At 50.1% G+C, this 23,133-nt stretch carries 25 protein-coding genes and 1 pseudogene; 3 read left to right on the forward strand and 23 right to left on the reverse strand.

The features are described from left to right. Window positions 1–15 precede the first annotated feature (15 nt). The 5 genes from ASF12_RS18770 to ASF12_RS18790 all read right to left on the reverse strand — a co-directional run bounded on the left by ASF12_RS18770 (window position 16) and on the right by ASF12_RS18790 (window position 3,570). On the reverse strand, window positions 16–420 hold the full coding sequence (locus tag ASF12_RS18770) for a RidA family protein (RefSeq protein ID WP_056037876.1): 405 nt from the start codon (window positions 418–420) through the stop codon (window positions 16–18). Window positions 421–913: 493 nt separating this feature from the next. Beyond that, a complete protein-coding gene (locus ASF12_RS18775; RefSeq protein ID WP_056037878.1) occupies window positions 914–1,273 on the reverse strand; it encodes a hypothetical protein in 360 nt (119 codons plus the stop codon). Next, complete coding sequence (locus ASF12_RS18780; protein ID WP_056037882.1) at window positions 1,273–1,599, reverse strand: hypothetical protein; 327 nt, start codon at window positions 1,597–1,599, stop codon at window positions 1,273–1,275. The genes ASF12_RS18775 and ASF12_RS18780 overlap by 1 nt, the downstream gene beginning before the upstream one ends. Before the next feature lie 31 nt (window positions 1,600–1,630). Next, window positions 1,631–2,620 (reverse strand): carbon-nitrogen hydrolase family protein, encoded by a 990-nt coding sequence (locus tag ASF12_RS18785; protein ID WP_056037884.1) that lies wholly within the window; start codon window positions 2,618–2,620, stop codon window positions 1,631–1,633. Window positions 2,621–2,790: 170 nt separating this feature from the next. Next, entirely contained in the window at window positions 2,791–3,570 is a 780-nt protein-coding gene (locus ASF12_RS18790; RefSeq protein ID WP_056037887.1) for an IclR family transcriptional regulator, read from the reverse strand. A 281-nt stretch (window positions 3,571–3,851) separates the two neighbouring features. On the opposite strand from ASF12_RS18790, the gene ASF12_RS18795 reads away from it, so the two are divergent. Beyond that, window positions 3,852–4,580, forward strand: a complete 729-nt coding sequence (locus ASF12_RS18795; protein ID WP_056037891.1) for an alpha/beta fold hydrolase — start codon at window positions 3,852–3,854, stop codon at window positions 4,578–4,580. 287 nt (window positions 4,581–4,867) lie between these two features. Here ASF12_RS18795 and ASF12_RS33830 read toward each other — a convergent pair whose 3' ends face one another. Both ASF12_RS33830 and ASF12_RS36595 read right to left on the reverse strand, forming a co-directional pair. Continuing rightward, window positions 4,868–5,152 (reverse strand): metal-sensing transcriptional repressor, encoded by a 285-nt coding sequence (locus ASF12_RS33830; protein WP_235533215.1) that lies wholly within the window; start codon window positions 5,150–5,152, stop codon window positions 4,868–4,870. Then, window positions 5,119–5,214, reverse strand: a pseudogene (locus tag ASF12_RS36595) (IS30 family transposase); the annotation flags it as partial. The gene ASF12_RS33830 and the pseudogene ASF12_RS36595, both read right to left, overlap by 34 nt. Window positions 5,215–5,568: 354 nt before the next feature. Here ASF12_RS36595 and ASF12_RS18800 point away from each other — a divergent pair. Both ASF12_RS18800 and ASF12_RS18805 read left to right on the forward strand, forming a co-directional pair. Further along, window positions 5,569–6,216, forward strand: coding sequence for a metal-dependent hydrolase (locus ASF12_RS18800; protein ID WP_056037893.1), 648 nt, complete (start codon window positions 5,569–5,571; stop codon window positions 6,214–6,216). Between the two features lie 72 nt (window positions 6,217–6,288). Beyond that, window positions 6,289–6,828: a GNAT family N-acetyltransferase gene (locus tag ASF12_RS18805; RefSeq protein WP_056037895.1), complete on the forward strand. Its 540-nt coding sequence runs from the start codon at window positions 6,289–6,291 to the stop codon at window positions 6,826–6,828. A 140-nt stretch (window positions 6,829–6,968) separates the two neighbouring features. Here the strand turns inward: ASF12_RS18805 and ASF12_RS18810 are convergent, their stop codons facing one another. The 16 genes from ASF12_RS18810 to pucD all read right to left on the reverse strand — a co-directional run bounded on the left by ASF12_RS18810 (window position 6,969) and on the right by pucD (window position 23,130). After that, window positions 6,969–7,511, reverse strand: a complete 543-nt coding sequence (locus tag ASF12_RS18810) for a histidine phosphatase family protein (RefSeq protein ID WP_056037899.1) — start codon at window positions 7,509–7,511, stop codon at window positions 6,969–6,971. Between the two features lie 28 nt (window positions 7,512–7,539). Continuing rightward, the gene (locus ASF12_RS18815) at window positions 7,540–8,310 is read right to left on the reverse strand and encodes a metallophosphoesterase (protein ID WP_056037902.1); all 771 of its coding nucleotides are present in this window, start codon (window positions 8,308–8,310) and stop codon (window positions 7,540–7,542) included. A 251-nt stretch (window positions 8,311–8,561) separates the two neighbouring features. Further along, the gene (locus tag ASF12_RS18820; protein WP_056037905.1) at window positions 8,562–8,984 is read right to left on the reverse strand and encodes a VOC family protein; all 423 of its coding nucleotides are present in this window, start codon (window positions 8,982–8,984) and stop codon (window positions 8,562–8,564) included. Between the two features lie 86 nt (window positions 8,985–9,070). After that, window positions 9,071–11,293, reverse strand: coding sequence for a heavy metal translocating P-type ATPase (locus ASF12_RS18825; protein WP_200931648.1), 2,223 nt, complete (start codon window positions 11,291–11,293; stop codon window positions 9,071–9,073). A gap of 183 nt (window positions 11,294–11,476) precedes the next feature. Further along, window positions 11,477–11,986, reverse strand: coding sequence for a GNAT family N-acetyltransferase (locus ASF12_RS18830; RefSeq protein WP_056037910.1), 510 nt, complete (start codon window positions 11,984–11,986; stop codon window positions 11,477–11,479). 33 nt (window positions 11,987–12,019) lie between these two features. Next, the gene (locus tag ASF12_RS18835) at window positions 12,020–12,385 is read right to left on the reverse strand and encodes an ArsR/SmtB family transcription factor (protein WP_056037911.1); all 366 of its coding nucleotides are present in this window, start codon (window positions 12,383–12,385) and stop codon (window positions 12,020–12,022) included. Between the two features lie 145 nt (window positions 12,386–12,530). Further along, window positions 12,531–13,205 carry a ThuA domain-containing protein gene (locus ASF12_RS18840; RefSeq protein ID WP_056037914.1) on the reverse strand — a complete coding sequence of 225 codons (675 nt, stop codon included), beginning with the start codon at window positions 13,203–13,205 and terminating at the stop codon, window positions 12,531–12,533. A 39-nt stretch (window positions 13,206–13,244) separates the two neighbouring features. Continuing rightward, window positions 13,245–14,297, reverse strand: coding sequence for an adenosine deaminase (gene add, locus ASF12_RS18845; RefSeq protein WP_056037918.1), 1,053 nt, complete (start codon window positions 14,295–14,297; stop codon window positions 13,245–13,247). 202 nt (window positions 14,298–14,499) lie between these two features. Further along, on the reverse strand, window positions 14,500–15,729 hold the full coding sequence (locus ASF12_RS18850) for a pyridoxal-phosphate-dependent aminotransferase family protein (RefSeq protein WP_056037921.1): 1,230 nt from the start codon (window positions 15,727–15,729) through the stop codon (window positions 14,500–14,502). A 2-nt stretch (window positions 15,730–15,731) separates the two neighbouring features. Beyond that, window positions 15,732–16,982 (reverse strand): allantoate deiminase, encoded by a 1,251-nt coding sequence (gene allC / locus ASF12_RS18855; RefSeq protein ID WP_056037924.1) that lies wholly within the window; start codon window positions 16,980–16,982, stop codon window positions 15,732–15,734. A 1-nt stretch (window position 16,983) separates the two neighbouring features. Continuing rightward, the gene (locus ASF12_RS18860; RefSeq protein ID WP_056037927.1) at window positions 16,984–18,399 is read right to left on the reverse strand and encodes an allantoinase; all 1,416 of its coding nucleotides are present in this window, start codon (window positions 18,397–18,399) and stop codon (window positions 16,984–16,986) included. A 54-nt stretch (window positions 18,400–18,453) separates the two neighbouring features. After that, entirely contained in the window at window positions 18,454–18,825 is a 372-nt protein-coding gene (gene uraH, locus ASF12_RS18865) for a hydroxyisourate hydrolase (protein ID WP_056037929.1), read from the reverse strand. Beyond that, window positions 18,822–19,790 (reverse strand): factor-independent urate hydroxylase, encoded by a 969-nt coding sequence (pucL, locus tag ASF12_RS18870; RefSeq protein WP_056037932.1) that lies wholly within the window; start codon window positions 19,788–19,790, stop codon window positions 18,822–18,824. Before pucL ends, uraH begins: the two co-directional genes overlap by 4 nt. A gap of 51 nt (window positions 19,791–19,841) precedes the next feature. Beyond that, window positions 19,842–20,336, reverse strand: coding sequence for a 2-oxo-4-hydroxy-4-carboxy-5-ureidoimidazoline decarboxylase (gene uraD, locus ASF12_RS18875; RefSeq protein ID WP_056037935.1), 495 nt, complete (start codon window positions 20,334–20,336; stop codon window positions 19,842–19,844). After that, a complete protein-coding gene (locus tag ASF12_RS18880) occupies window positions 20,333–20,851 on the reverse strand; it encodes a (2Fe-2S)-binding protein (protein ID WP_081418917.1) in 519 nt (172 codons plus the stop codon). Before ASF12_RS18880 ends, uraD begins: the two co-directional genes overlap by 4 nt. Further along, a complete protein-coding gene (gene pucD, locus ASF12_RS18885; protein WP_056037937.1) occupies window positions 20,848–23,130 on the reverse strand; it encodes a xanthine dehydrogenase subunit D in 2,283 nt (760 codons plus the stop codon). The genes ASF12_RS18880 and pucD overlap by 4 nt, the downstream gene beginning before the upstream one ends. Window positions 23,131–23,133 lie beyond the last annotated feature (3 nt).

Below are 23,133 nucleotides of genomic sequence, written 5' to 3' on the forward strand. Positions count from 1 at the left end.
TTCTTTGCTCCTCTCTTAGTGTGAAATGGCTACGATAGCATCGACTTCAACTAACCATTCCTCAAAGCCAAGCGCCTGAACGCCTATAAAGGTGCTTGCCGTAAGCGGCCACTGGTCGCCGAAGACTTCAAAGCCTGCTCTAAAGATCGAATCAACCAACTCGGGCTTATGGTTCACGACATGAATTTTCATTTGTACGATATTCTCCGGCCCGGTCGCAATTGCTTCCAATGCGAGCTTTACGTTAGTAAACACTTGCTTTGCCTGCAGCCCGTAGTCCCCCTCTCCGATAAGCTCTCCCTTTTCATTTAACGCGACTTGCCCGGAAATAAAGGCTAGCTGAGAAACGGGAGCAACGACGATTTGAGATATCAGACTCGTCACTATACTCGTAAGGGTGTCGGGATTTATTTTCTTCATATGAAATCCTCCAATTTTATTTTGTGCAAAACAAAATTTTTTCATGAAATTTAGTTTCGTGGGAAACAATTAAATATGAACAACACGTCCTATACATTGCAATAACAATTATAATAATAGTTTATTACAAAATAATATTTCTCTGAAAGGAATGAAACTCATCGTTATTTTCAATCCTTTTGTCTATCCAAAGTTCAAATCTCCAATTTATCGTTATAGCAAATAAGTTAAATCCTGTTCCACCGTAAACTGCCTAACCATAAAATACTGATTATCCATCTGTTGCCAGACGTAATGATGAATGGCTTGCTCCTCTCCCTTAACCATCCGATATAAGAGCGAACAAATGTCTCCATATTCGGATATGCCTAATAATTCGATTTTATTCAGACAGGGAAGTGACAACTTCTGTTCTTTCAAACATTCGTACGTCGAGTTGAATGCTCGCAGTAAAATAATCCTTCATCCTATCCGTAACATTCTTGTTTATCATTTATTCTCCCAGAGAGCGATCGAGTACTTTAGAGCGCATATCTCGAAGCACCCAGGTTAAGGAATTATCGGGGATCAGGTATCCCCCCACTCCGTCTGTAAACAAGATGTCATAGATACGGCGGCAAGCAGCATCCAATGCCTCATTGCTCGTATCTTCCTCTACCGGCGATGGAAGGAGAATCGTAATGGTATCCGGTTCTTGGGAGATAATTTCAATTCGAAATTCCCCTTCAGGTACCGTGCCTGATCCAAAATACTCATCCAATCCTGCTTTTGGACCGGTCATTAAGCGCTGGCGGGCAGCTTGATCTCGTTGAAGCAATCGGTAATGACCGGTAAAAATATCATGTTGATCCATTAGGGGTTATTCCTCCTGTAGCTTTGTCGCATCGCCAAGAGTTGTACTTTCAGCTTCTGAGGCATGATCCAGACGAACAACTCGGCACTCTGCCACAGATCCATTTGATTAATGACCGTATCGGCCTTTTCCGGTTCCTCTGAATAAGGCGGAATAACGTAGTATAGGGTGTCTCTCCTTTGCCTCCGAATGTCAAGATTAACATTTTCGGGCACTTCTACCCCTATTTGCGCCAGCGCTCGATGCGGATCCGTTTCAATCATTTCAGCAAACAAAGGGTTTCTCCATGCGAGTTCGGTAATTTTCCGTTCAAGACTGCTATTCATGGTTTTAATTAGTCCTCTCCGACAATTGTTGTTAGCTATTTTGAATAGCTTCGTAACCGATAACATTTGGCTTCGATTCGCCGATCACCTTTACGGGCTCATGAACGGATTTATCGAAAGTTAAGCTTAAGAAGCCGGGAGTGGAATAATGTCCCGCATGATCGATCAGGAATTTACCGGGAATGATTTGTTTGAGGTCGATGTCCGCATACACGATACCTTCCTCATCATGCTCTAGCGTATTGCTGATCACATGACCGTTCGGCGCGATGATCTTCGCGAAGCCGTATCCAATCTTCATATAATTTCTTTGGTACTCGGTTTCTCCGAGCATATCTCTCATTTCTTCTGTCCAAATCTGGGAAGCCAACAGACAGAAGGTTTGATTAGATATCGCGTAGTACTTCGTTGCAATTTCGCACACCTCGATGCTGAACAAATGACCATCATATGGCAATCCTGTTGGCCAGGAGGCAACATGCAATTGTTCATTCATGGATGCCATTGCCGAGAGATTTAGTGGGATGAGGTGCTCCCAACATTGCAACCCGCCGAGATTGCCATACTCCGTCTCGAACACGGACATCATGCTTCCATCGCCGTCGCCCCAGATCATCTTCTCCGCATTCGTTGCTTTTAATTTACGGTGTTTGCCGATTAAGTCGCCTTTAGGATTAAACCATAACTGCGTCAGATATAAGGAACCGCGATCTTTCTCGGTGACCGATACGCAGAAATAAACCTTGTTGCGTTTGGCGGCTTCAGATAACTTCCGAATGGATTTGCTTGGGATTTCAACGGAGTTCTCGAACAGCCTAATGTAGTGCTTCATTCCATAGTCGGCATTGCCAAGCCATATCCACCAAGGGTATCCCGGTACGAATGCTTCCGGAAAAGCAATAACCTTAGCACCGTTAGCTGCAGCCTCATCCACGAGCCTGCACGTTTTGTCGATTGTTGCATCCAGATCCAAATAGACGGCTGCAGCTTGAACGGCAGCTGCTTTGAAAGTTTGATTCACTTTTGAACAACTCCTATTCTTTAGTTTTTAATTAGTTCACTATTAGTGTACAGTGTACACCATTAGTGATTTTAGCCCATTATAATTTAACTTTGTTTCTTATGCAAGGAAAAGTTACATAAAAAAAAAGACACTGCGGTCGATGTCGATGAGCGCAGTGTCTTTTTTCCCTATGTCAGTTGATTGGTTATTTGATTAGCTTTCTCCTTGAGCTTGAGTACATCTATTGAGGATGGACTAGTGTCGATTTCGCCAGTAAATCCGATGAGACAAAGTGCGGCAACCATGTTTCCCGTATAGTCAAAAATCGGACTTGCTACTGACATGCTCCCGGGTATTCCGCCAAACAGCGTATTTCGAAAGGAAACTCGTTCCTCTCGAATCGTCTGCAATTCCTGCTTCACCATCTGCTCGTCAAGTTGATAGTTGTCGATCTCCCGTTGTATTAATGGTTGAACCTGGGAGAACGGAAGAAAAGCGGCAAAACACTTACCAAGGGCCGTCATCAACAGTGGAAAGCGATAGCCGGCTTGAATTTCGACCTGTATCGGTTTGTCGCTTCGTTCGTATTCAGCAATTATCGGCCCTTCCTCGCTCCAGATGGCAAGCGCTACGGAGTGATTGATTTGTTTGCTGAATTCGCGGATATGAGGTTTGGCGATTTTAGCAACATCGAATTGTTGGAGCGCGACCAAGCCTAACTCGATTAGGGATGGCCCCATGGCGTAAGACGAGTCTTTTTTATTCTGAATAAGAGCGCCGACTCTTGTAAAACTAACCAGGTATTTATGAATTTTATTCTTCGGCATATCCATTCTTTTGGACAGTTCCGATACGGACAAGGGAGCTTTCGCCTCTTTGAAACATTTCAGTATGGAAAAAGCGATCTCTAGAGATTGGATTCCCTGAGAGGAGGAAATTAATCGAGTTGGAGCTTCCATCTCTTTCATGCATTCACCCTGCCTTAAAGTAGTGTTCTAGCCCATACATTTGTTGATGTTATCTAAATAGTAATAGATTTGATATTTTTTCGCAAGGAAGGGACAAGGATGTTTATCTAGGCCACGCGCGGTATGTTTTTCACCCCCTCTCCTTTCTTTGTAAATTAAGTTGACATCTGTTCTGAAAATAGTTGCAAAATTGATAAACATCGTTATAATGATGTTTAAAACATTCACAAATAGTGAACATATACACTAATAGTGAACAATAATAGGAGGGTGAGCGTACTATGTTTTACGATGCAGAGATTTCAGAGAATCCATCAGTTGTCCTCATTCATGGTTCTTGGTTAGGGGGATGGAGTTGGAGAGAAGTCGCCAATCAATTGGCTGCCAAAGGGTATCGTGTTCTGGCTCCGACTTTAACTGGGCTTGGCGAACGCAAACATCTGCTGACTGGGGACATTAATTTATCCGTGCATATCGAGGATATTGTAAATCTTATATTGTTCGAGAACATGACGAACGTTGTGCTGGTCGGTCACAGCTATGGAGCAATGGTTGCTGCGGGAGCCGCAGATCGTTTGTTCGGTCGAGTCAGTTGCGATATCGTAATTGTAGACGGTTTTATTACCGAATCAGGCGAGTCTGTCGTGGACCATTATCCAGAAGTATATTCCCTCATGCAGCATTTCTTGTCATCGAACCCCTCCTTAGTTGAACCGCCGCCTGTAGAGACATTTGGATTAAACGATACCAAAATCTCTGCAGCCATTACTCCCTTTTTAACCAGAATGCCGCTATCGACACATATGGAGAAACTCAACTACTCCTTGGAAAAACAAGCACAAATGTCCCGTTCTTATATTTGTTGCATGGAATTCCCCATGTTTCATCAAACGGCTTCTGAGGCAGCCAAACAAGGTTGGCGCAGTTTTGAAATTAGCGCAGGTCATCTGGCTCCAATTACTCATCCGAAACAAATTGCTGATTTAATCATTGCTTCAATCCAACCATAACATTAATTTCCTTGGATAAGAATCACATAAAGCACGTTTAGCTTTACGTCTGACGCTTGTCAAGAGGACATTGTCGTCAATCGAGGACCACAGTAAACTATGCAAGTTGTTGTCCTCAATCGGATAACGATGCAAGATCTTGTCCTAATTACAGGACAAGATCTTGCATCGTTAAAATGAAAAAACCGCGCAGCGCGCAGATCCTAATGAATGTATTAAACTGTTACCCCGGGTGAGGATGTAATATAATTCCCCCTGATTCATTCTCACTAATTGGCCCAAGTTAACTAACAACAATAAGAGCCCCGTTTTCGAGGCTCCGTATTGTTCCGACTATATGAACGACTCCTTACAAGTAGCTCGATTGCTTCCTTCACGACTTTACTAGTATCTCTTCCTGATGCCTGTTCTTCCAGAATACATCGCTCTCGGTTTTCCGCCACGATCTGCGCAATGGCTTTATCCGCAGCGTTGCGTACTGCCAAAAGCTGTCTCACCACGTCTTTGCAGTTCTTGCCTTCCTCCATTAATTGAAGGACCCCGCGTAATTCGCAATGACTCTCGTCAACCACCCCAGTCGATGCAGCGTCTCTAGTTGCCCACGTTCAATTATGCTGAGATGGGAGTAGCTCATGTTGGATTCTCCTGTAAAATATCACAGTTATTTTTAATTCAAACCCATTTACTTGGCAATGGCAAGAGGATTGATTCTGTACGCTAGTCCAGTCAAGCTAACCTATATTCTCCCTTTTTATCATCTGACGGATCATTTCATAAGGATGAGCCTTATTTTACGTATACAGTTGTATAAATATTCATTTTTCAGCAATTATGAAAGATTATTCTCATATTTTCTGAAACTTTTCTCAAAAATTATGACGTCACACAGATGCGTACTCTTGTTCCCTTCGGCTGTTTCTAGTATAATAACATAGCGAACATACGTTTGAATACACAACTGGATAATAGCCAGGCATTAGGAGGAACAATGAAAGGCACGACACATCTTACGATTGGCATGGCTATTGGAGCCGGTGCAGCAGCTTATTATTCCTTTACCCCTGCGAATGCGGCTGCTTATGTAGCCGTTGCCGCGATCTCCGCCTTAAGCGCGGATCTGGATGGCCCCAGTATTTTGAGCAGCAAGCTCGGCAAAGTGTCCAAGCTCATTCATGATTTGCTCATTTGGGGCGGCGTTATTATGATTGCGATTGTCAGCTATTTGTATGTGGTCAATCATACCGTTGGCTGGAAGCTGCTTGTTGCTTCCGTTGGCGTCGTGCTGCTGGGGCTCGTTGCGAAACGCGGCGTCATCCGCAATGCACTTGTCAGCGCTATCGGCGGAGCCTTTGTGTACGGGGGCTTCTGGTTCGGCATGAACTGGCTTATCGGGCTAGGTGCATTCGTGGCTGTGGCGCCTTGGCTCAAGCATCGCGGCATGACCCACACGGTATGGGCTACCGCGGCATGGGGCGCAATCGCCTGGGGACTGGAGCAGCAGCTTCATCTTGAAGGCATTATGCGAGTTGCCATTATCGGATACTTATCCCATTTATTCGCAGATACGTTGACGCCGAGCGGGGTCAAATGGCTTTATCCGCTATACAAGAAGCCTTTTAAGCTTAGCATTTTTTAATTGCCCGCCTCTATCCCCGTTGGCCGCACCTTCGATTTCAGGTGCGGCTATTTTAGAAAGGAGTACCGATAGATGACAATAAAGCAGAGTATTTATTTGAAGCCCCTCGAGCTTGCTGATGCTGAGTCCATGCTTGTACTTAGATTAAGCAACCAAGCCTTTCTCCAGCCTGTAGATCCCGTTCGCCCCGATAACTTCCTCACCTTGGAAGGCCAGCAGGAGCATATTAGTCTTGGCATACAGAAACAGGCTGAAGCTGCTTCTTATCCTTTCGGCATTATGCTGGAGCAGCAATTAATTGGACGAATTGAGTTGTCTAATGTAATAAGGGGACCACTGCAAAATGCGAATGTCGGTTATTTTCTCGATCGCGCTCATCAAGGCAACGGTTATGTATCGGAGGCTGTTCGCTTGGTCACCGCTTATGCTTTCGAGCAGCTCGGTCTGCATCGCTTGCAAGCCGGGGTAATGCCGAGAAACACCCCTTCCATTCGTGTTCTGGAGCATGCCGGCTTTCGCCGCGAGGGCCTAGCCCTTCGCTATTTACAAATTAATGGGGTTTGGGAGGATCACCTCCTCTTCGCCTTGACTGCTGAGGAATATAAGTCCTGAAAGTCATGACCATTCTCAGCCAAGCGAGACGCATCGTATACTCAGCTTCTTTTAGCGAGTAGACGATGCGTTTTTTGCAATAGAAAAAAGCAGCTCATTTTCCTCATAAGGATAAGCTGCTTACGGTATCTTTTATTTTGCTAATCGGCCATCAATGTTTTGAATTCAAATGTCTTGTAGTCCCCATTAGCTGATGAGTACCTCGTAATATTTCCATCATCCGGTATGCCATTGAAGTAAGCACCGATACAGCCTGTTGTACAAGCATGTCCGGATATTAAAATATTAACCTCTTTGCCTTCATTCTTCGCTTCAAGCTCCCCCATAAAACTAAAAATTCGTTCAGCAAAATGATCGGTTTCTTCCACTCCTTTATAGACGCTTGAATCAGGAGTAAAACCTTTCATTTTCACTTCGCTTGCTTTTAATTTATCCGCTTCCCCTAAATCGAAAGCATCGAGCCTTGCATCAATAATGGCAGTAGCGCCGGTTGCTATTTCAGCTGTTTGTACAGCCCTTTCCTGTGGTGAGGAAAATACAAAATGGAAGGTGACATCCCGCAGTCTCTCTCTTAGCTGCTCCGCTTGTTTTATCCCCTGCACATTTAATGGCAGTCCCGACCTTCCTTGCATTCTTTGTTCCTTGTTAAAATCGGTTTGCCCATGTCTCACTACATAAATCATCGGTAAGCTCCCCCTTTGTTATAGCCGCCTACAACTGATGCACCGTCACTTCACTGCGAATGAGGAATCTCGCATTGGGCTCGGTCTGGCTAATGCCTTTGGAAATATAGAAGGTGCCGTTGCTCCATTTATGCTGGCCTTTATAAATGCCGGAAGCAGCAAGCTTGCCCTTGTTAATAAACCGGAACAGGAACGGAACATTAAACTGCATGCCATGAAAATGGCCCGCCATGAGATAATCATAGGAATGCTTAATATGCAGCACCGTATTCGGATCGTGTGCGAGCACAATAATAGGCTTTGACGGGTCAACGTGGAGAAAAGCTCGTCCCGGCTTGCTCTTTTTGCTGCTCCAATCGTCAATGCCAACCAGTTGAAATGCGCCTAAATCGATGCTCTCATTAATGAGAACGGTAACGCCTTCCCGCTCCAGAAGCTTCTTCAGCTCGCGCACTCCGGAAGGCTTTATTCGATGGTCGTGATTGCCATACACCGCATAAACCGGAATGCCGCCCGCGCAAATCGCCTTCACATACTGCCTGACCTTCGGTAAATAACGCAGCTTCTGGGTAAAGTCTCCGGTGAGAAATATGTATGCCGGCTGCTCCCTTGCAATCAGCTTCTGGATTCGCCTTGGGCTGATGCGAATATTTTCAACATGCAGATCACTAATTTGCAGCACCTTGAGCCCTAATCCCGCTTGATAATGGCAACGCTCCACTTTAAACCACTGCGTAGGCAATATCAAAAATAAATAAAACAGCAGCGCAAGCGCTGCAATGCCAATAACAACGACCATGCAACCCCTCCTTACTACTAAAACCGCTAACAAGGTGAAACGGCTGACTACGTCCATTAGCGGCGCAGCGCGTTTCAGTCCGAGAAATGTAGAGAAAGGATGGCGACATCATATCCTTTCCTATATTTTAAAAATAGCGGCCCGCCTTCATAATGGGAGGCCATAAGCCGGAACAACCGAAGGCATCGCCTTCGGCCGTCGCAGCATTTTTGACATAAGATGATGATTCTTGCTTATAGCCTGCCGATTGCTTACAGCTGATTTTCACCTGTGCTTTGGAAAAACTCAATGATTTCGCCGTTCAAGCCTTTAACGAATGCGATTTTCACTGGAGTTGGCGGATTGTCGCCGAGTACAACTTCCTTCGTCTCTACCGTTACTACTGCGCCAGCAGCTACTGCTGACTGAACCGCCAGCTCTATATTTTCGGAGCGGTAAGCTAAATGGAAATAGGAGCCTTCGTCCGCCACCGGCGCTTTGCCGCCAGCGAATACTTCGAGATAGTTGCCATCGCCGCTATCGAGCATAATAACGCGGCCATCTCCTTCACCCCAGCTATGTCTTGGTGTAAAGCCGAGTCCTTCTGTATAAAATTTCACGGTTGCTTCAAAGTCAAATGCGCGCAGCGCAATATGATGAAGGCCGCCGCCGCCAATTTTTGCATTTTTATTCATTGGATGCTGTCCTCTCCCAGAAACGAAATGAAGTACCCTTTTAGAATACCCGATTCATAGGCGGACGGGCAACCCTGCCATTAGCATCAGCCTTTGATTTTCATCCGCTGCAAGCGCAGCGCATTGAGTACGACCGATACGGAGCTAAGCGCCATCGCCGCCCCCGCCAGCCAAGGAGCAAGCAGGCCCGCTGCCGCTATCGGAATGCCGATGACGTTGTAGGCCAGCGCCCAGAACAGGTTTTGCTTAATGTTGCGCATCGTTTTTTTGCTCATCGTTATGGCATCGACAATGCTGTTAAGATCGCCGCGCATAAGTGTGACATCTGCCGTCTCCATGGCAACATCCGTTCCTGTCCCCATCGCCATGCCGATGTCTGCTGCCGCCAGCGCCGGAGCATCATTAATGCCATCACCAGCCATTGCTACTTTCATGCCAGCCGCCTGAAGCTTCTTAACCTCCTCGGCTTTTCCTTCCGGCAGCACGCCAGCAATGACATGCTCGATACCCGCTTCGCTCGCAATAGCCGCCGCTGTACGCGGATTATCTCCTGTAATCATCATGACCTTAATGCCAAGCTCCTTGAGCCGGTCAATCGCTTGCTTGGATGAAGGTTTAATCGTATCGGCAACCGCAATCATGCCTGTATATTGGCCATCAACAGCCGTCAGCATAACCGTCTTCCCAACTTCCTCCAGCTTAGCCATTGGCGCTTCGCTGTTGTGTGCAACATCGTAACGCTCCATTAAAGCACGGGTTCCGACAACAACATCGCGGCCCGCTACAGTTGCCCGAATGCCAAAGCCCGGAATAGCTGAAAATTCAGTCGCTTCGGGAAGTGCAATGTTCCGCGCTTCAATTGCGGCTACAATAGCTTCGGCGAGCGGATGCTCCGAGCGTTTCTCGGCTCCGCCAACGAGGGCCAGCAGTTCCTGCTTCGGTATATTCCCTTCGACAATAACATCGGTCAGTGAAGGTTTACCTTCCGTCACCGTTCCTGTTTTATCGAGCAGCACCGCTGTAACGCGATGGGTTGATTCTAAATGCTCTCCGCCCTTGAACAAAACGCCGACTTCTGCCGCCCGGCCCGATCCCGCCATAATAGAGGTCGGTGTCGCAAGTCCTAGCGCACATGGGCAAGCGATAACGAGCACTGCGATAGCTTTCTCCAGCCCTTCAGCAAACATGCCTGGCTCGAGCCAGAAGTACCACAAAGCAAAAGCGAGTAGGGCAATTCCTACAACGATGGGAACGAATATGCCGGAAATACGGTCTGCTATTCGCTGAATCGGCGCTTTGGAGCCCTGCGCCTGCTCGACAATGTGAATAATTTGCGCAAGCGTTGTATTTTTGCCAACCTTCGTTGCCTGAATGCGCAAGACGCCATTTTTATTAATCGTCGCTCCAAATACTTGATCACCTGACTGCTTGTCAACAGGCAGGCTTTCTCCAGTCAGCATCGATTCGTCGATCGCCGAGCTGCCGTCCAGTACAATACCGTCGACCGGAATTTTGCCGCCCGGCTTCACAATAAGCTGATCGCCAATGATCACCTGTTCGACCGGGATGCTCACTTCGGAGCCGTCGCGCACGACGAGCGCTGTTTTCGCTTGCAGTCCCATGAGCGAGCGAATCGCTTCCGATGAACGCCCTTTAGCGAGCGCTTCGAACCATTTTCCAAGTAAAATCAACGTAATGAGCAAGGCGCTTGTCTCATAATACAGCTCCTGCATAACGGGCATATTAGCCATCCCTACATGCTCTTCGGGCTTCAACGTCAAATACAGGCTGTAAAAATAGGCGGCCGATGTTCCAAGCGCTACCAAGACATCCATATTCGCGCCCCCACTCCGCAGCGCATTAAATGCCCCCTTATAAAAGGGCCAGCCGATTATGAATTGCACAGGAGTTGCCAGCGCTAATTGAAACCACGGATTGAGCAATAAATCCGGCACCCATATAAACGACGTAAATGAAAAATGTGCCGCCATTGCCCACAGAAGCGGCAGCGACAGTATCGCCGATAAGATGAACTTCAGCTGCTGCTTGCGGATCTCGTCACGCCGGCGATCCCCACCTTGCTTCTGCTCTACCTTCTCCTCTGCTGTAAAGCCAAGCTGCTCTATCCGCTTGATGACCGCAGCCAAATCGATCGTATCCGCACGATATTCGACATGGCTCGTCTCCATCGTAAAGTTGACCGTCGCTTGCGATACGCCTTCCAGCTTATTTAAGCCTTTCTCTATACGATTCGCGCATGCCGCACATGTCATACCCGAAATTTCCAGTGTAGTCTGCCTGTTCTCCATTGTAGTTACCACCTTTTCATACCCTATGGGGGTATCTCTTGTTGTTTTCATCATATAATACCCCGTGGGGGTATGTCAAGGGTTGACCCAATCTATGCCAAAAAAAACGACCCAAGCGCTGCGCGCCTGAATCGGTCTGGTTACAAATTGCAATTTAAAGTTCGTATAATACGATAAGTACGCTTATGTAACGCTCGCATCCATATGTACCGTTTGCCATTCATCCTGATCTTCAGCCGTAATAGCAAAGCCCTGCCGCTGCCAAAAATCGACGGCTCCCTTAAGAAAACGATGCGTATGCAAATACGCTACGCTATAGCCCTGCTCTGCAATAAAACGTTTGGCCTCTGCTGTAAGCAGCGAGCCTACACCGCTTCTGCGGCTGCTTGCAGCTACATAACATTTCACTATTTCTGCGGCTGGCCGGTTCGCTTCATACTTAGCTGTCTCAATTCGGTTATCATAGGGCTGCACACCGATGCACCCCCATATTTCTCCACGCTCCGAAAGTGCCAGGAAAAAACCAGCTCCCTCCTGGTGCAAATAATGCTCGGAGAAATTCACGAGATCCGGCGACAATCCATTTACCGCAAACATCGGCATAACCTCTTCACGCACTTGAGCTGCAAAAGCGACAGCATCCGCAATATGCTCCTCGCGAGCCTGTATAATCACTGGCGACACTACTGTCACTTCTAGATCCTCTCCTTAATATGGACGCAACACCTAGCTGTGATGCAAATGCTGAAGCGTCTGGATGAAAATTTCCTTTACATGATCATCGTCCAATGAATAATAGACGGTTTTCCCGACCTTGCGGCGCTTAACAATTCGCACATTGCGCAAGTAACGCAATTGATGCGAAATAGCCGACTGCGCCATATCCAGCACGACGCATAAATCATGCACGCACAGCTCTTGCGACAGCAGCGCATAAATCATTTTAACCCGCGTCGGGTCGCCTAGCGCCTTGAACATTTCAGCCAGATCAATGGCCGTCTGCTCCTCGACCTTTGCGGTCAGCAGATCTGCACCCTCCTGCTTCGTTCCCATACATGTGTCGTCACATTGCTCATCTATTACTTTGTCCATTCGGCTACACCACCCTCTAATCGTAATGCTTATGATCTTATTATAGCAGACAAAAGCGCAGTTCCTCTATTATTTGCAGGAACCGCGCGTTTCAAGCGTTATAAGGCCTTAAATCTTAAATGATCGTTTATAAAAAATACCAATGCTACGCCATGCGGGCGCACCACTGCACACAGGCATTTACCAGCTCGCCCAGCACCGGATGCAGCAGGCTTTCGCGATTATGCGCAGGCGTCAAACAACATACGCGGCCTTCCCCATAAGCATGGGACCATCCGCCAATCGACTGCCCATCCTCGGAATACGTCCGCATAAATACCGTTGTTGACGCTTCATCACAATCGACAAAATAATGCTCATCTACCGTTTCGAATGCTTGGTCTGCCGCTATATTGACATGCTCCTCGCCTGAACGCCCAGCAGGCTCGACCGTTATGGAACGCACGAGCTTCTGCTCCGGATGATGCTGAAAATAACCCCGCGTCATCTGTACATAGCCACCTTCTGCCGGATACGAAGCAAGCCCGGAATGCCAGGCGAACCAGCCTCCGCCCGCCCTTACATACCGCAAAATCGCCTGCTCCGTCTCGTCGCCAAGCCATTGCTGCACTTGTTCATCAGCGGGATTGATATTATTATCTTTGTACAAAATGACGGCATCCGGCTTCGCCGCCAGTTCCTCGGCCAAATATTTGACTGTCGTATAGCTGAGCTCGATGTCCCCTGACGCCATTAATGGCGCCAAGCTTTGCTGCAAGCCTTCGGCAATCGCCTCCGCAGGATGATAATAATCCCCAATTACGGCTAAAATGGTTCGCATACGTCACTTCCTCCATTGTTTCCGAATCAGGGACTCTCCTTATACGGCAGGCTTCACTCCCGCAGCTGCGAGCCCCTGTTCAATATCGGCAATCAGCTGCCGTTTTTCTTCCTGCTCCAAAAAGGCCGCATAGGCGCTGTTCAAAATCAGCCTGCCGATTTCCTCCAGCGTTACGCCGCATTTTTCCATCAACAGCTCATATTCCAAACCAATCGTCGTACCTGAAACCGTCAGGTTATCCGTGTTAATGGTCGCCCGAATGCCTGCTGCCAGAAAGGCTTTAATCGGATAAGCCTCCCAGCCGCTAACGGCCTTCGTCTGGATGTTGCTCAGCGGGCATAGCTCCAAAGGCGTGCCTGTACGGCGTACCATTTCCATAATAGCAGGATTTTCCGTAATGCGCACGCCATGGCCGATACGTGTGGCGCCCAGGCTTTCAATCGCCTCCTGCACATTTTCCGCACCGCCTGCTTCTCCAGCATGAATCGTAATCGGCAGCCCCTTGCTAGCAGCGAGGTTAAATAAGGAACGATGCAGCTCTGGCGGGAAGGAAGCTTCATCACCAGCCAAATCTACCGCTGCGATTCCATCGCCATGCAGCTTGGCAGCGGCCAGTATGACCTGTTCATTGCGCTCATAGGCATCATGGCGCAGGCAGATGGCGATACCGCGCGCTTTCACGCCGAAATCCCGTTCTCCACGCCGCAAGCCACGAATGGTATGGCGCATCGCCTCCTCCAGCGACAAACCTCCTTTAATATGCAGCAGCGGCGCAAATCGCACCTCGATATAACGGCAGCCTTGTGCCGCCGATTGCTCAACCACTTCATAAGCTACGCGATCCAGCGCCTCTGGCGTTTGCAAATAGGGCTCCACAAACGCAAATTTGCTCAAATATTCTTTTAGGCTAGTGCAGCTCTCATCTGCAAGCATCCACGGGGTAAGGTCGCTGCCTTCCTCAACGGGCAGCTCCTTGCCTTGCTCCTTCGCCAGCTCGCGAAGCGTATTTGGCAAGACGCTGCCATCCAAATGCAAGTGCAAATCGATTTTGGGAAGCTTTTTCAATTGCTCCCGCACCACTATATCTTTCATCGTAAGCACTCCTTTAAATTTAAAATAAAAGCAAAAGCTATAGCAAACCGCCGAACCAGGTTAAACGGCCGAAAGCCGTCCTCTGGCGGCGTGGCGCGTTTCAGTCCGAGAAATATAGAGAAAGTATGGCGAAATCGTATACTTTCCTATATTTCCAGGAAAAACCCGGGCGGCGGTATAAAATAGCATTAGTTAATCGTCCTTAGTTCTCATACACAGCCAGTGCCGCCTGCAAGCCTTCTCCAGCTGGCACAATTGCGCCATTCCGAATCAGTACGGCTTCAAGCGCACCAAGCACATGCAGCACATTTTTCTGACTGCAGCTGTAGCCCATCGTGCCGATGCGCCAAATTTTCCCTTTTAGCACACCGAACGAACTGGCGATTTCGATGCCAAAGCTGTTTAGCAGCATGCTGCGAACAGCTTCTCCATCCACGCCTTCAGGAATCGTCACGCAGGTGACAACCGGAAGCTTGCAAGCCGGATTGCCATACAAGGTTAATCCCATCGCTGCAAGTCCTGCCATTAGCGCCGCTTCATGTCTGCGATGTCTCGCGAATCGCTCCTCAAGTCCTTCAGCGAGCAAAATACGCAGACCTTCGCGCAAGCCATACAGCATCGAGGTCATCTCCGTATGATGATTGAGCCTTGCTGGCCCCCAATAATCCTGAAGCTGGCTCAAATCCAAATAGTTGCTCTGGATTGCTGGACGCCGGTTGCTGCTTGCGGCATCGCCGGGAACGAGCAAGCCCCGTTCGACCTTTTTGCGGGCGGCAATTTTCCGCTCTGCCCTGTCGTTGTACGTAATAGGGGCCATGCCCGAAGGAACGGATAAACATTTTTGCGTGCCGCCAATGACCGCATCGATACACCAGGCGTCCGTCTCAACGGGAACGCCGCCGATGGTCGCAACCGCATCAACGACAAACAGAATATCTTGCTCCCTGCACGCTTTGCCAATCGCATCCAAAGGCTGAATCCGGCCTGTGGACGTTTCCCCGTGAACCATTAGCACAAGCGCCGGACGCTCATGCGAAATAGCGGCGATGACTTCATCCGGCTCAAAAACTTCGCCCCATTCCTTCTCCAGCGCCACAACCTGCGCACCGCAGCGCTCGGCAATTTCATAAAGCAGATTGCCGAAACGGCCATAAATCGGAACCAGCACTTTGTCACCCGGCTCAATTAAGCTGTTAAGTACCGCTTCAATGCCTGAACGCGACGTTCCATCTATTGGATAAGCCCAGCGATTGTCCGTTTGGAACAAGCTGCGCAGCATCTCCATCGTATCATTCATAAGTGCCGTAAACTCGGGGTCAAACTGACCCAGTATAGGATAAGATAACGCACGAAGCACGCGCGGGTCAACCTCAACGGGGCCAGGTGTCATAATCGTGCGGGGGGAAGGCGACAGTTCTCGGTAGCTCTTCATCATCATTTCTCCTCGTAAGCAAGTTCATATAACAAAGCGGACAACATCTCCGCCCCTGCTGCCAATTGGTCCGGCGACGTATATTCCTCTGGGGAATGGCTGATGCCGCCGCGGCTCGAGACGAATAACATCGCTGTAGGACATATGCCTGACAGCAGTTGGGCGTCATGTCCCGCCCCGCTCGGCATGACCGTATAAGGCAATGACAATTGCTTCGCAATACGTTCCAGCCGGACACGCAATTGTCCGTCCATCGGGGCAGGCGCGGCCTCCATCCATTGCTCAATCGTCACATGCAGCTCCCGCTCGCCGGCGATTTCTTGAAACTGCTGAAATACCGTTTGGCAAAATTCACGAATGGTCGGCTCATCAATATGGCGTACATCGACCGTAAAGCTAACGGAACCGGCAATAACATTCGGCGTATTAGGCGTTGCCGTCAGTTTCCCAACCGTAGCAACGAGCGGCGAGCCCGTTAAAATAGCTTCCGTCTCCAGCTGCACAATCATTGCAGCCGCTCCAGCCAGTGCATCGCGGCGCAGCGGCATCGGCGTCGTCCCGGCATGATTGGCTGTTCCGCCCACCGTTACCGTATAACGATGCTGCCCGACGATGGCCTCGACAATGCCAACGCTGAGCTGCTGCCGTTCCAGAACAGGCCCTTGCTCAATATGCAGCTCCACAAACGCTGCAATATCTGATCGGCGGACAGCATGCTGCTCCGCTTTGCCGAAACCGCAATGAAGCATCGCCTCTTGCAGGCTAGTTCCGGCTGCATCATAGCGCTCCGCACCTTGCTCTAAATCATATAGCCCGGCCATATTGCCCGAGCCCCAATACGTAAGCGGAAAACGGCTGCCTTCCTCTTCGCAGAGCGAGACTACCTCAAGCGTTTTTACAGGCTGCCCATACGTTTCCTTCAAATGCGCCAAAGCGGCAATTCCGGCAGCGACACCATAAGCCCCGTCATAAATGCCGCCCGATTGCACCGTATCGATATGGGAGCCCGTCATAATAACCGGACCTTCTCCCGAACTGCCTTGCATCCTGCCGAATAAATTGCCTACTCGGTCAAAATAAACGTCCATGCCCAGCTCTTGCATCTGCTCGGCTAAATATTGCTGCGCCTCCAGCCACTCTGCCGTATAAAGCAGCCTAGTCACACCACCGCGCGGATCAGCGCCGAACTGGGATAATTCCTCCAGCAGCTTAGAAACGAAGGAGGCGAGCTGCGATTTGCTTGCCATTGTCATATCAAACACACCCCTTCATCATACCCTTTTCCGAGCCCGCCTCAAACGGTAGCAGCAACTTGCCCGAAGCTGGCTGTGCAAGGCCGCCGTCAACTGTATATACAACGGTTCCTCGAACGAGTGTCGCCACGACTCGGCAGGCCATTTCTTTCCCCACATAAGGGCTATGCTTGTGCCGATAAAACAAATGTTCCTCCCGCAGCTCATAGGCCGCATTAGCGTCTATAATAGCCAGGTCAGCGTCAGAGCCGATTGCGATAGCTCCCTTGCGCGGATACAGCCCGAGGCGCTGCGCAGGTCCTGCAGACAGCAAAGCGGATAACAATGGCAGCGGCAGCCCACGCTTGATCCATCCTTCACCTAGCACCAGCTCCATACTGCTCTGTGCCCCGGATATGCCTCCCCATGCCTCGAAAAACGTTTTAGAAGCATCCTCTTTCATCGAAGTCGGACATGGCGAATGATCGGAAGCGATGACATCCATCTTGCCTTCGCCAATCATTCGCCACAATCCCTCCCGCTGCACCTCGCTGCGCAGAGGAGGCGCGCATTTGGCAACTGCTCCAAGCGCCGTCATATCCTTCTGCGTCAGCAGCAAATAATGCGGACAGGTTTCCACCGTCACCGGCAAACCGCGCCGCTTCGCCCGATCAATCAGCTCCACCGCGTCAAAGCTGCTTATATGGACAAAATGAACTTGGCAGCCCGTCTGCTCCGCAAACAACAGCGCCTTATTCACCGCCTCCAGCTCGGCAATAATCGGACGCGAGGCTGCGAATGCCTCTGCATCATGGCGGCCGACTGCTAGAGCCGCATCAGCCAGTTGGGACGTAATGGCGTCACTCTCGGCATGAAGGGCGACAAATCCGCCAAGCGCGGCGATTTTTTTCATCCCCTCATACAGCGTCCAGTCATCAACCTCGCGAAATCGCCCCTCCCCTTCGCCACCGGGATTGGACATAAATGCTTTAAAGCCGACGACGCCCGCTTCGAACATAGGGGCAAGCTCATCCAGCTTCCCTGGGACGAGTCCGCCCCAGAACGTATAATCAACAGCTGAATGGCCTTCTGCCTGGCCTGCTTTCAACGCAAGCGCCTCGGTCGTAACAGTCGGCGGATTGCCATTGAGCGGCATATCAGCGTAGCAGGTTGCACCTCCGGCAGCTAGTGCGGCAGAGCCGCTCGCAAACCCTTCCCAATGCCCCAAATTCGGCTCATTGAAATGTACGTGAATATCGACCATGCCGGGCAGCACATACTGCCCCTCCGCATCGATTCGAGAGCCAGCCTCGGCACCTGCGAGAGACGGCTCCAAGGCGGCAATGCGGCCATCGCGAATGCCAATATCCAGCTTTTTCACTTGGTCAGGCAGCACAACAAAACCATTCATCACGATACAATCATAGTAGGAAGCCATGCGTATCCACCCCTTTTTCCCCATAACATAAGCCTGCGTGTTTACTCTGCTCTTCTAAGTACCGCGATAAGTGCTATAGCCCCCTGGCGCAACAAGCAGCGGAATATGATAATGCGCCTGTGCATCCTTAACGCGAAATCGAATCGGTATTTGCTGAAAAATAAATTCAATAGACGACTCCCGCGCAGCGTCATTATCGCGTGACAAAAAGCTTCCGGCATTAAACACAAGCTCATAGACGCCTGGCTGCATATTCTCGCCAGCAAGCATGGGCGCATCGAGCCGTCCATCCGCATTGGTGGAAGCGGCCTGAAGCAGCCGCCGTTCCCCAGTCTCCTCGCTCAACTGCCACAGCTCTAGCCCCATCCCCGCCGCAGCCTTCCCCGTAGAAATGTCGAGCACATGCGTCGTTATTTTGCCGCTCATGACGAAGCTTCCTCGTTTTCCAAATCCTCGCGGGTAAGCGTGAAGCCTTGGAAGCCGAATGGCGGACGCGGCTCGGTGTAGACAGCGGCTGCATCCTCTTCCGTATGGTCAACCACCGTTTCCCATGTCCGGTTATTCGATTCAAACCGCACCTCCGCCAATTGCGGGAAACGGGTCAAAATACGCAAGCCGACTTGATAAATTAAATATTGAATCGATGGCGTTTTATATTCGTGGAACACATTATGGGTAATATCCCGGATATGCTCAGCCGCAACGTATTGTCCGAAGCCCGTATCTACCGCATGTTCAACGTCTGCATAGCTCCAATAAATATTTAGAAAAATAAAGAGCGGCCGATCATAGCTTTCCGGCAGCGTCGTATATTCATCACGGACAAATCCATAGAAGGAGCTGCCGCTTACTTTAATCAACTGCAAATCAGTAATAGCGCACTCATGCTCGACGATAACCGGAGCGCCCTCTTCGCCGTCGCGGACAAGCTTCATCGAAGCGCTCGCATGATCATTATGGGAACGGCGGTACACAAGAGGGCTATCCACCAGCCCATCGCTGCCATCTGCCACTTCAAGCGTATGGAACGGGATGCGGTCCGCACTCAGCTCGATAGCTTCAATATGCGGATAGCGGCTAAGGAATTGCTTGCTGATGAACGCAAGCAGCCCTTCTGTCGTGCTCCCCTCAAAGTCGGCTGTTTGCCGCAAAATAAAATTTTTCATCGAATCTGTCGCCACAACCTGCGTATTGTCACCTTTAGTGAAGGAGGTGAGCAATGTCTCGCCGCTTACGGCAAATGTAATGTTATGGGCAAAAATAACGTTCGTATCGCCGGTAAAAGCCGATTCTGGGATGGACTTCACCGCCAGTGGCGCTGCATAGGTCCGATAAGTCAATACATCCCCTTTGCCATAATAAAGTGTACGTCCGCTGCCAAGTTTCAACATGTATACCCTCTCCCTTTGCTCTATATCAATTTTGGTATGATTTTTTTAGTCTCACTCTTCTATTAAATCGTTCAGGCGCAAGAAGGTGATGCGGGCGATTTGCCATTTTGCCTCCTCCAGCTCCTCCTGAAGGCTGTTGCCGATTCGCGCTGCCATCGCTTCCTTGATATCGGCTTTGCTTTTGCCACGAACCGCTAAAATAAATGGAAAACCAAACTTCTCCGTATACTGGCGGTTCATCGCTGCAAACTGCTCAAATTCCTCAGGCGTCAATTGGCTTAGTCCCGCGCCCTGCTGCTCTTTTGTGGAATATTCGCCAATGCTGATTCGAGTTGCCAGATCGGGATGTTCGCGAATAAGCACCAGCACCCGTTCTTCTCCCGCTGTATAAGCTGTGTTCACCATGCTCTCATGCAGCTGCTCAACTGAGCGGAAGGGTTTATTCTCCCATGCCAGCTCCGCCACCCAAGGCGAATGTTCAAAAATAGCGCCAAGCGCTTCCGTAAATGCCTCACGGCTCATCGTATTTAATAAGTCCAATTTCATGGCGCGTTCCTCCTCCACTCTATCGCCCGCTCTACAGCCCGTTTAATGCCTCCGTAGCCGGTGCAGCGGCAAATATTGCCGGATAGTGCTTCTTCAATTTCATCCTCACTCGGATCAGCATTTCGATCCAGCAGCGCCTTGACCGAAATAATCATGCCAGGCGTGCAATAACCGCACTGAAAGCCTCCCTCTTCTAGAAAAGCGCGCTGCACAGGGTCAATTCCACCATCAGCCGCCCCTATACCTTCAATTGTCGTAATCTGTTTGCCCGCGCATTGGTAGGCCATCGTTAAGCAAGCGTTAATTGGCTTGCCATCCACCAGCACCATGCAGGCGCCGCAGCGGCCAATTTCACAAGACCGCTTCGTCCCTGTAAGGGCCAAGTCGTCGCGCAGCATATTCAGCAGCCGTTTGGAGCCTGCAACTTCAAGCTTCATTTCTTCGCCATTAATGGTACAGGCCAGCTCCGACTGCCCAGTGCCCCGTGTCACTCCCAGCATTTCATGCTTGCTCATCTTTCGCTCACCGCCTCTCCTGCAAAAGCGAAAGCCATTTGAAGCAGCTCTGGCTCAATTGGCAGCTTCGTCACGCGGATACCCACCGCCTGATGAATGGCAGCTGCAATAGCCGGAGCCAGCGTAACCGAGCCTACTTCGCCAATGCCGCGCGGACCATAGCTATCTCCTTGCGGCAAATGCTCAATCGGCTCAACGGTGACCGTACCGCAATGCTCTGCAATCGTTGGCACCAGATACGTATCTAAATTTTTCGTCATATATTGCCCCTGCTGCATGACCGCATCTTCCGTTACCGCAAAACCAAGCGCCATGCTGCTGCTGCCTTCGATCTGCCCAAGAAAGCCCTGGGGATTCATGACAGGCCCTGCTGCTACCGCATGGTATTGGTCAAGCACCTTCACTCGTCCTGTCAGTTGATTGATCTCAACCTTTACAACAACGGCCGCATACGTATATAAAAAATGGGCTCCTGTTCGCGGGGTATCTGATGTAGGGAACTGAAAGGCAGTCGAACAGCTGATCGGCTCCCCTTCCGCCTCCGCCAGTTCCTTATACGTCAGCAGCATGGAAACGCCTTCTGCCTCATAAATGCCTCCTGCTCCCATAACGAGCACATCGGCTGTTTTTCCCAGCAGCTTCGCCGCCCGCTCCAGCATTTGCGATGTAAACGGCGCTTTCAGATTTTGCAGCGTCTTCCACATCATGCTGGTTGCTCTTGAAGCTGTTGTAGAGCCGCTGTCGGGCACAAGATCGGTATCCCCGATAATCATTCGGATATCGGATTCAGCCAAGCCGAACTGTTCAATCAGCATCAGCTCCAGCGTAGCAAGCAAGCCTTGCCCAAATTCCTCGTAGCCGAATATGGCTTCAATTCGGCCATCGGCCGCCAGCGAGAGCCTGCCGCCTGCCGGATCAGGAATACCTACACCAAGCCCGCCGCCGTGCATGGTAAAGGCTGAACCAATGCCCACCTTTATCCACGGCTCACGCTCCTCAGCCCTATCCGGCATCCCTCTTTCCTGCCACAAGCCGCTCGCTTCAGCTGCATTCCACACCTGCATGGCGCCTTCGGTTACGACGATCGGCTGGCCGAACGGGCCTGGATCATCCGGCATACGCATATTGATCCGCCGCAGCTCCCAAGGGTTCATGCCAAGCTTTTCCGCCAGCCGGTCAAGCTGCCCTTCCAGTGCGAAAATCGCCTGATTTCCGCCAAAGCCGCGGAATTCACCGGACATTCCGTTGTTCGTATAGACGGAATAACCGTCTACTTCCACATGATCGTAGCGGTATGGTCCAAGTACATGCTCAACGGCAAAGTTAAGCACCTCTGCTCCCAGCGTGGCGTATGCGCCAGTGTCGGCGATGATCCGTACTTGATGGGCAAGCAGGCGGCCACTGGCGTCTGTACCGGTTTTCATCGAAATTTTCATCGGATGACGTTTCAGACCGGCGCGGACTGATTCCCATCTAGAATGATGTAGCTTGACGGGGCGGTTTGTTTTTAGCGCCAGCAGCGCGCCATAAGGCTGCACATTCAATTCGTCCTTGCCGCCGAAGGAGCCGCCAATCGGGCTTGAGACGATGCGGATTCGCTCCTGCTTCATCGCGGCAATCCGCGACAATTGCAGACGATCCATAAATCCATGCTGAGTAGGCGAATATACCGTCAACCGCCCATCCTCCTCGGGCACGAACAAGCCGCCTTCGGTTTCCATATAGGTGTGCATCTGTCTCGGCGTGAAATAAGTTTCCTCTACAATATGGGCACAGGCGGCGAACCCGCTGCCTAGCTGCCCTCTATTAAACTGACTGCGGTGAAGCACATTGCCCTGCGGATGAAGCAGCGGCGCATCCTGCAAAAGCGCCTGCTCGGCATCGTCAACAATCGGCAGCAGCTCATAATCGACCTCAATAAGAGAAAGAGCATACTCGGCTAGTTCAGCCGTCTCTGCAGCTACAGCTGCCACCGCGTCACCGACATAACGAACTTTATTTTCACAAAAGACAGGCTGATCCTGATGGGCAATGCCATAGCGATTCAAACCGGGCACATCGAGATGCGTCAGCACGGCATGGACACCTTCCAACTGCAACGCCTTCTCGGTACAAATGCTGAGGATAAGGGCATGAGGGTGGGGACTTCGCAGAACCCGGCCATAGAGCATGCCCGCTGCCGACATATCCGTCAAATACGCAAGGCGGCCTGTTACTTTCCCCAGCCCATCCGGCCTGATTCGCCACCGCTTTCCACTTGTCTCGCGGTTCAACAGCATCGC

The organism is Paenibacillus sp. Leaf72 (assembly GCF_001422685.1).
Classification (GTDB): domain Bacteria; phylum Bacillota; class Bacilli; order Paenibacillales; family Paenibacillaceae; genus Pristimantibacillus.

Excerpts from the sequence above, each read along its gene's own strand:
- ASF12_RS18770 (WP_056037876.1), bottom strand. The coding sequence starts at position 420 with ATGAAGAAAATAAATCCCGACACCCTTACGAGTATAGTGACGAGTCTG.
- ASF12_RS18775 (WP_056037878.1), bottom strand. The coding sequence starts at position 1,273 with ATGGATCAACATGATATTTTTACCGGTCATTACCGATTGCTTCAACGA.
- ASF12_RS18780 (WP_056037882.1), bottom strand. The coding sequence starts at position 1,599 with ATGAATAGCAGTCTTGAACGGAAAATTACCGAACTCGCATGGAGAAAC.
- ASF12_RS18790 (WP_056037887.1), bottom strand. The coding sequence starts at position 3,570 with ATGAAAGAGATGGAAGCTCCAACTCGATTAATTTCCTCCTCTCAGGGA.
- ASF12_RS18795 (WP_056037891.1), top strand. The coding sequence starts at position 3,852 with ATGTTTTACGATGCAGAGATTTCAGAGAATCCATCAGTTGTCCTCATT.
- ASF12_RS18800 (WP_056037893.1), top strand. The coding sequence starts at position 5,569 with ATGAAAGGCACGACACATCTTACGATTGGCATGGCTATTGGAGCCGGT.
- ASF12_RS18805 (WP_056037895.1), top strand. The coding sequence starts at position 6,289 with ATGACAATAAAGCAGAGTATTTATTTGAAGCCCCTCGAGCTTGCTGAT.
- ASF12_RS18810 (WP_056037899.1), bottom strand. The coding sequence starts at position 7,511 with ATGATTTATGTAGTGAGACATGGGCAAACCGATTTTAACAAGGAACAA.
- ASF12_RS18815 (WP_056037902.1), bottom strand. The coding sequence starts at position 8,310 with ATGGTCGTTGTTATTGGCATTGCAGCGCTTGCGCTGCTGTTTTATTTA.
- ASF12_RS18820 (WP_056037905.1), bottom strand. The coding sequence starts at position 8,984 with ATGAATAAAAATGCAAAAATTGGCGGCGGCGGCCTTCATCATATTGCG.
- ASF12_RS18825 (WP_200931648.1), bottom strand. The coding sequence starts at position 11,293 with ATGGAGAACAGGCAGACTACACTGGAAATTTCGGGTATGACATGTGCG.
- ASF12_RS18835 (WP_056037911.1), bottom strand. The coding sequence starts at position 12,385 with ATGGACAAAGTAATAGATGAGCAATGTGACGACACATGTATGGGAACG.
- ASF12_RS18840 (WP_056037914.1), bottom strand. The coding sequence starts at position 13,205 with ATGCGAACCATTTTAGCCGTAATTGGGGATTATTATCATCCTGCGGAG.
- add (WP_056037918.1), bottom strand. The coding sequence starts at position 14,297 with ATGAAAGATATAGTGGTGCGGGAGCAATTGAAAAAGCTTCCCAAAATC.
- ASF12_RS18850 (WP_056037921.1), bottom strand. The coding sequence starts at position 15,729 with ATGAAGAGCTACCGAGAACTGTCGCCTTCCCCCCGCACGATTATGACA.
- allC (WP_056037924.1), bottom strand. The coding sequence starts at position 16,982 with ATGACAATGGCAAGCAAATCGCAGCTCGCCTCCTTCGTTTCTAAGCTG.
- ASF12_RS18860 (WP_056037927.1), bottom strand. The coding sequence starts at position 18,399 with ATGGCTTCCTACTATGATTGTATCGTGATGAATGGTTTTGTTGTGCTG.
- uraH (WP_056037929.1), bottom strand. The coding sequence starts at position 18,825 with ATGAGCGGCAAAATAACGACGCATGTGCTCGACATTTCTACGGGGAAG.
- pucL (WP_056037932.1), bottom strand. The coding sequence starts at position 19,790 with ATGTTGAAACTTGGCAGCGGACGTACACTTTATTATGGCAAAGGGGAT.
- uraD (WP_056037935.1), bottom strand. The coding sequence starts at position 20,336 with ATGAAATTGGACTTATTAAATACGATGAGCCGTGAGGCATTTACGGAA.
- ASF12_RS18880 (WP_081418917.1), bottom strand. The coding sequence starts at position 20,851 with ATGAGCAAGCATGAAATGCTGGGAGTGACACGGGGCACTGGGCAGTCG.
- pucD (WP_056037937.1), bottom strand. The coding sequence starts at position 23,130 with ATGCTGTTGAACCGCGAGACAAGTGGAAAGCGGTGGCGAATCAGGCCG.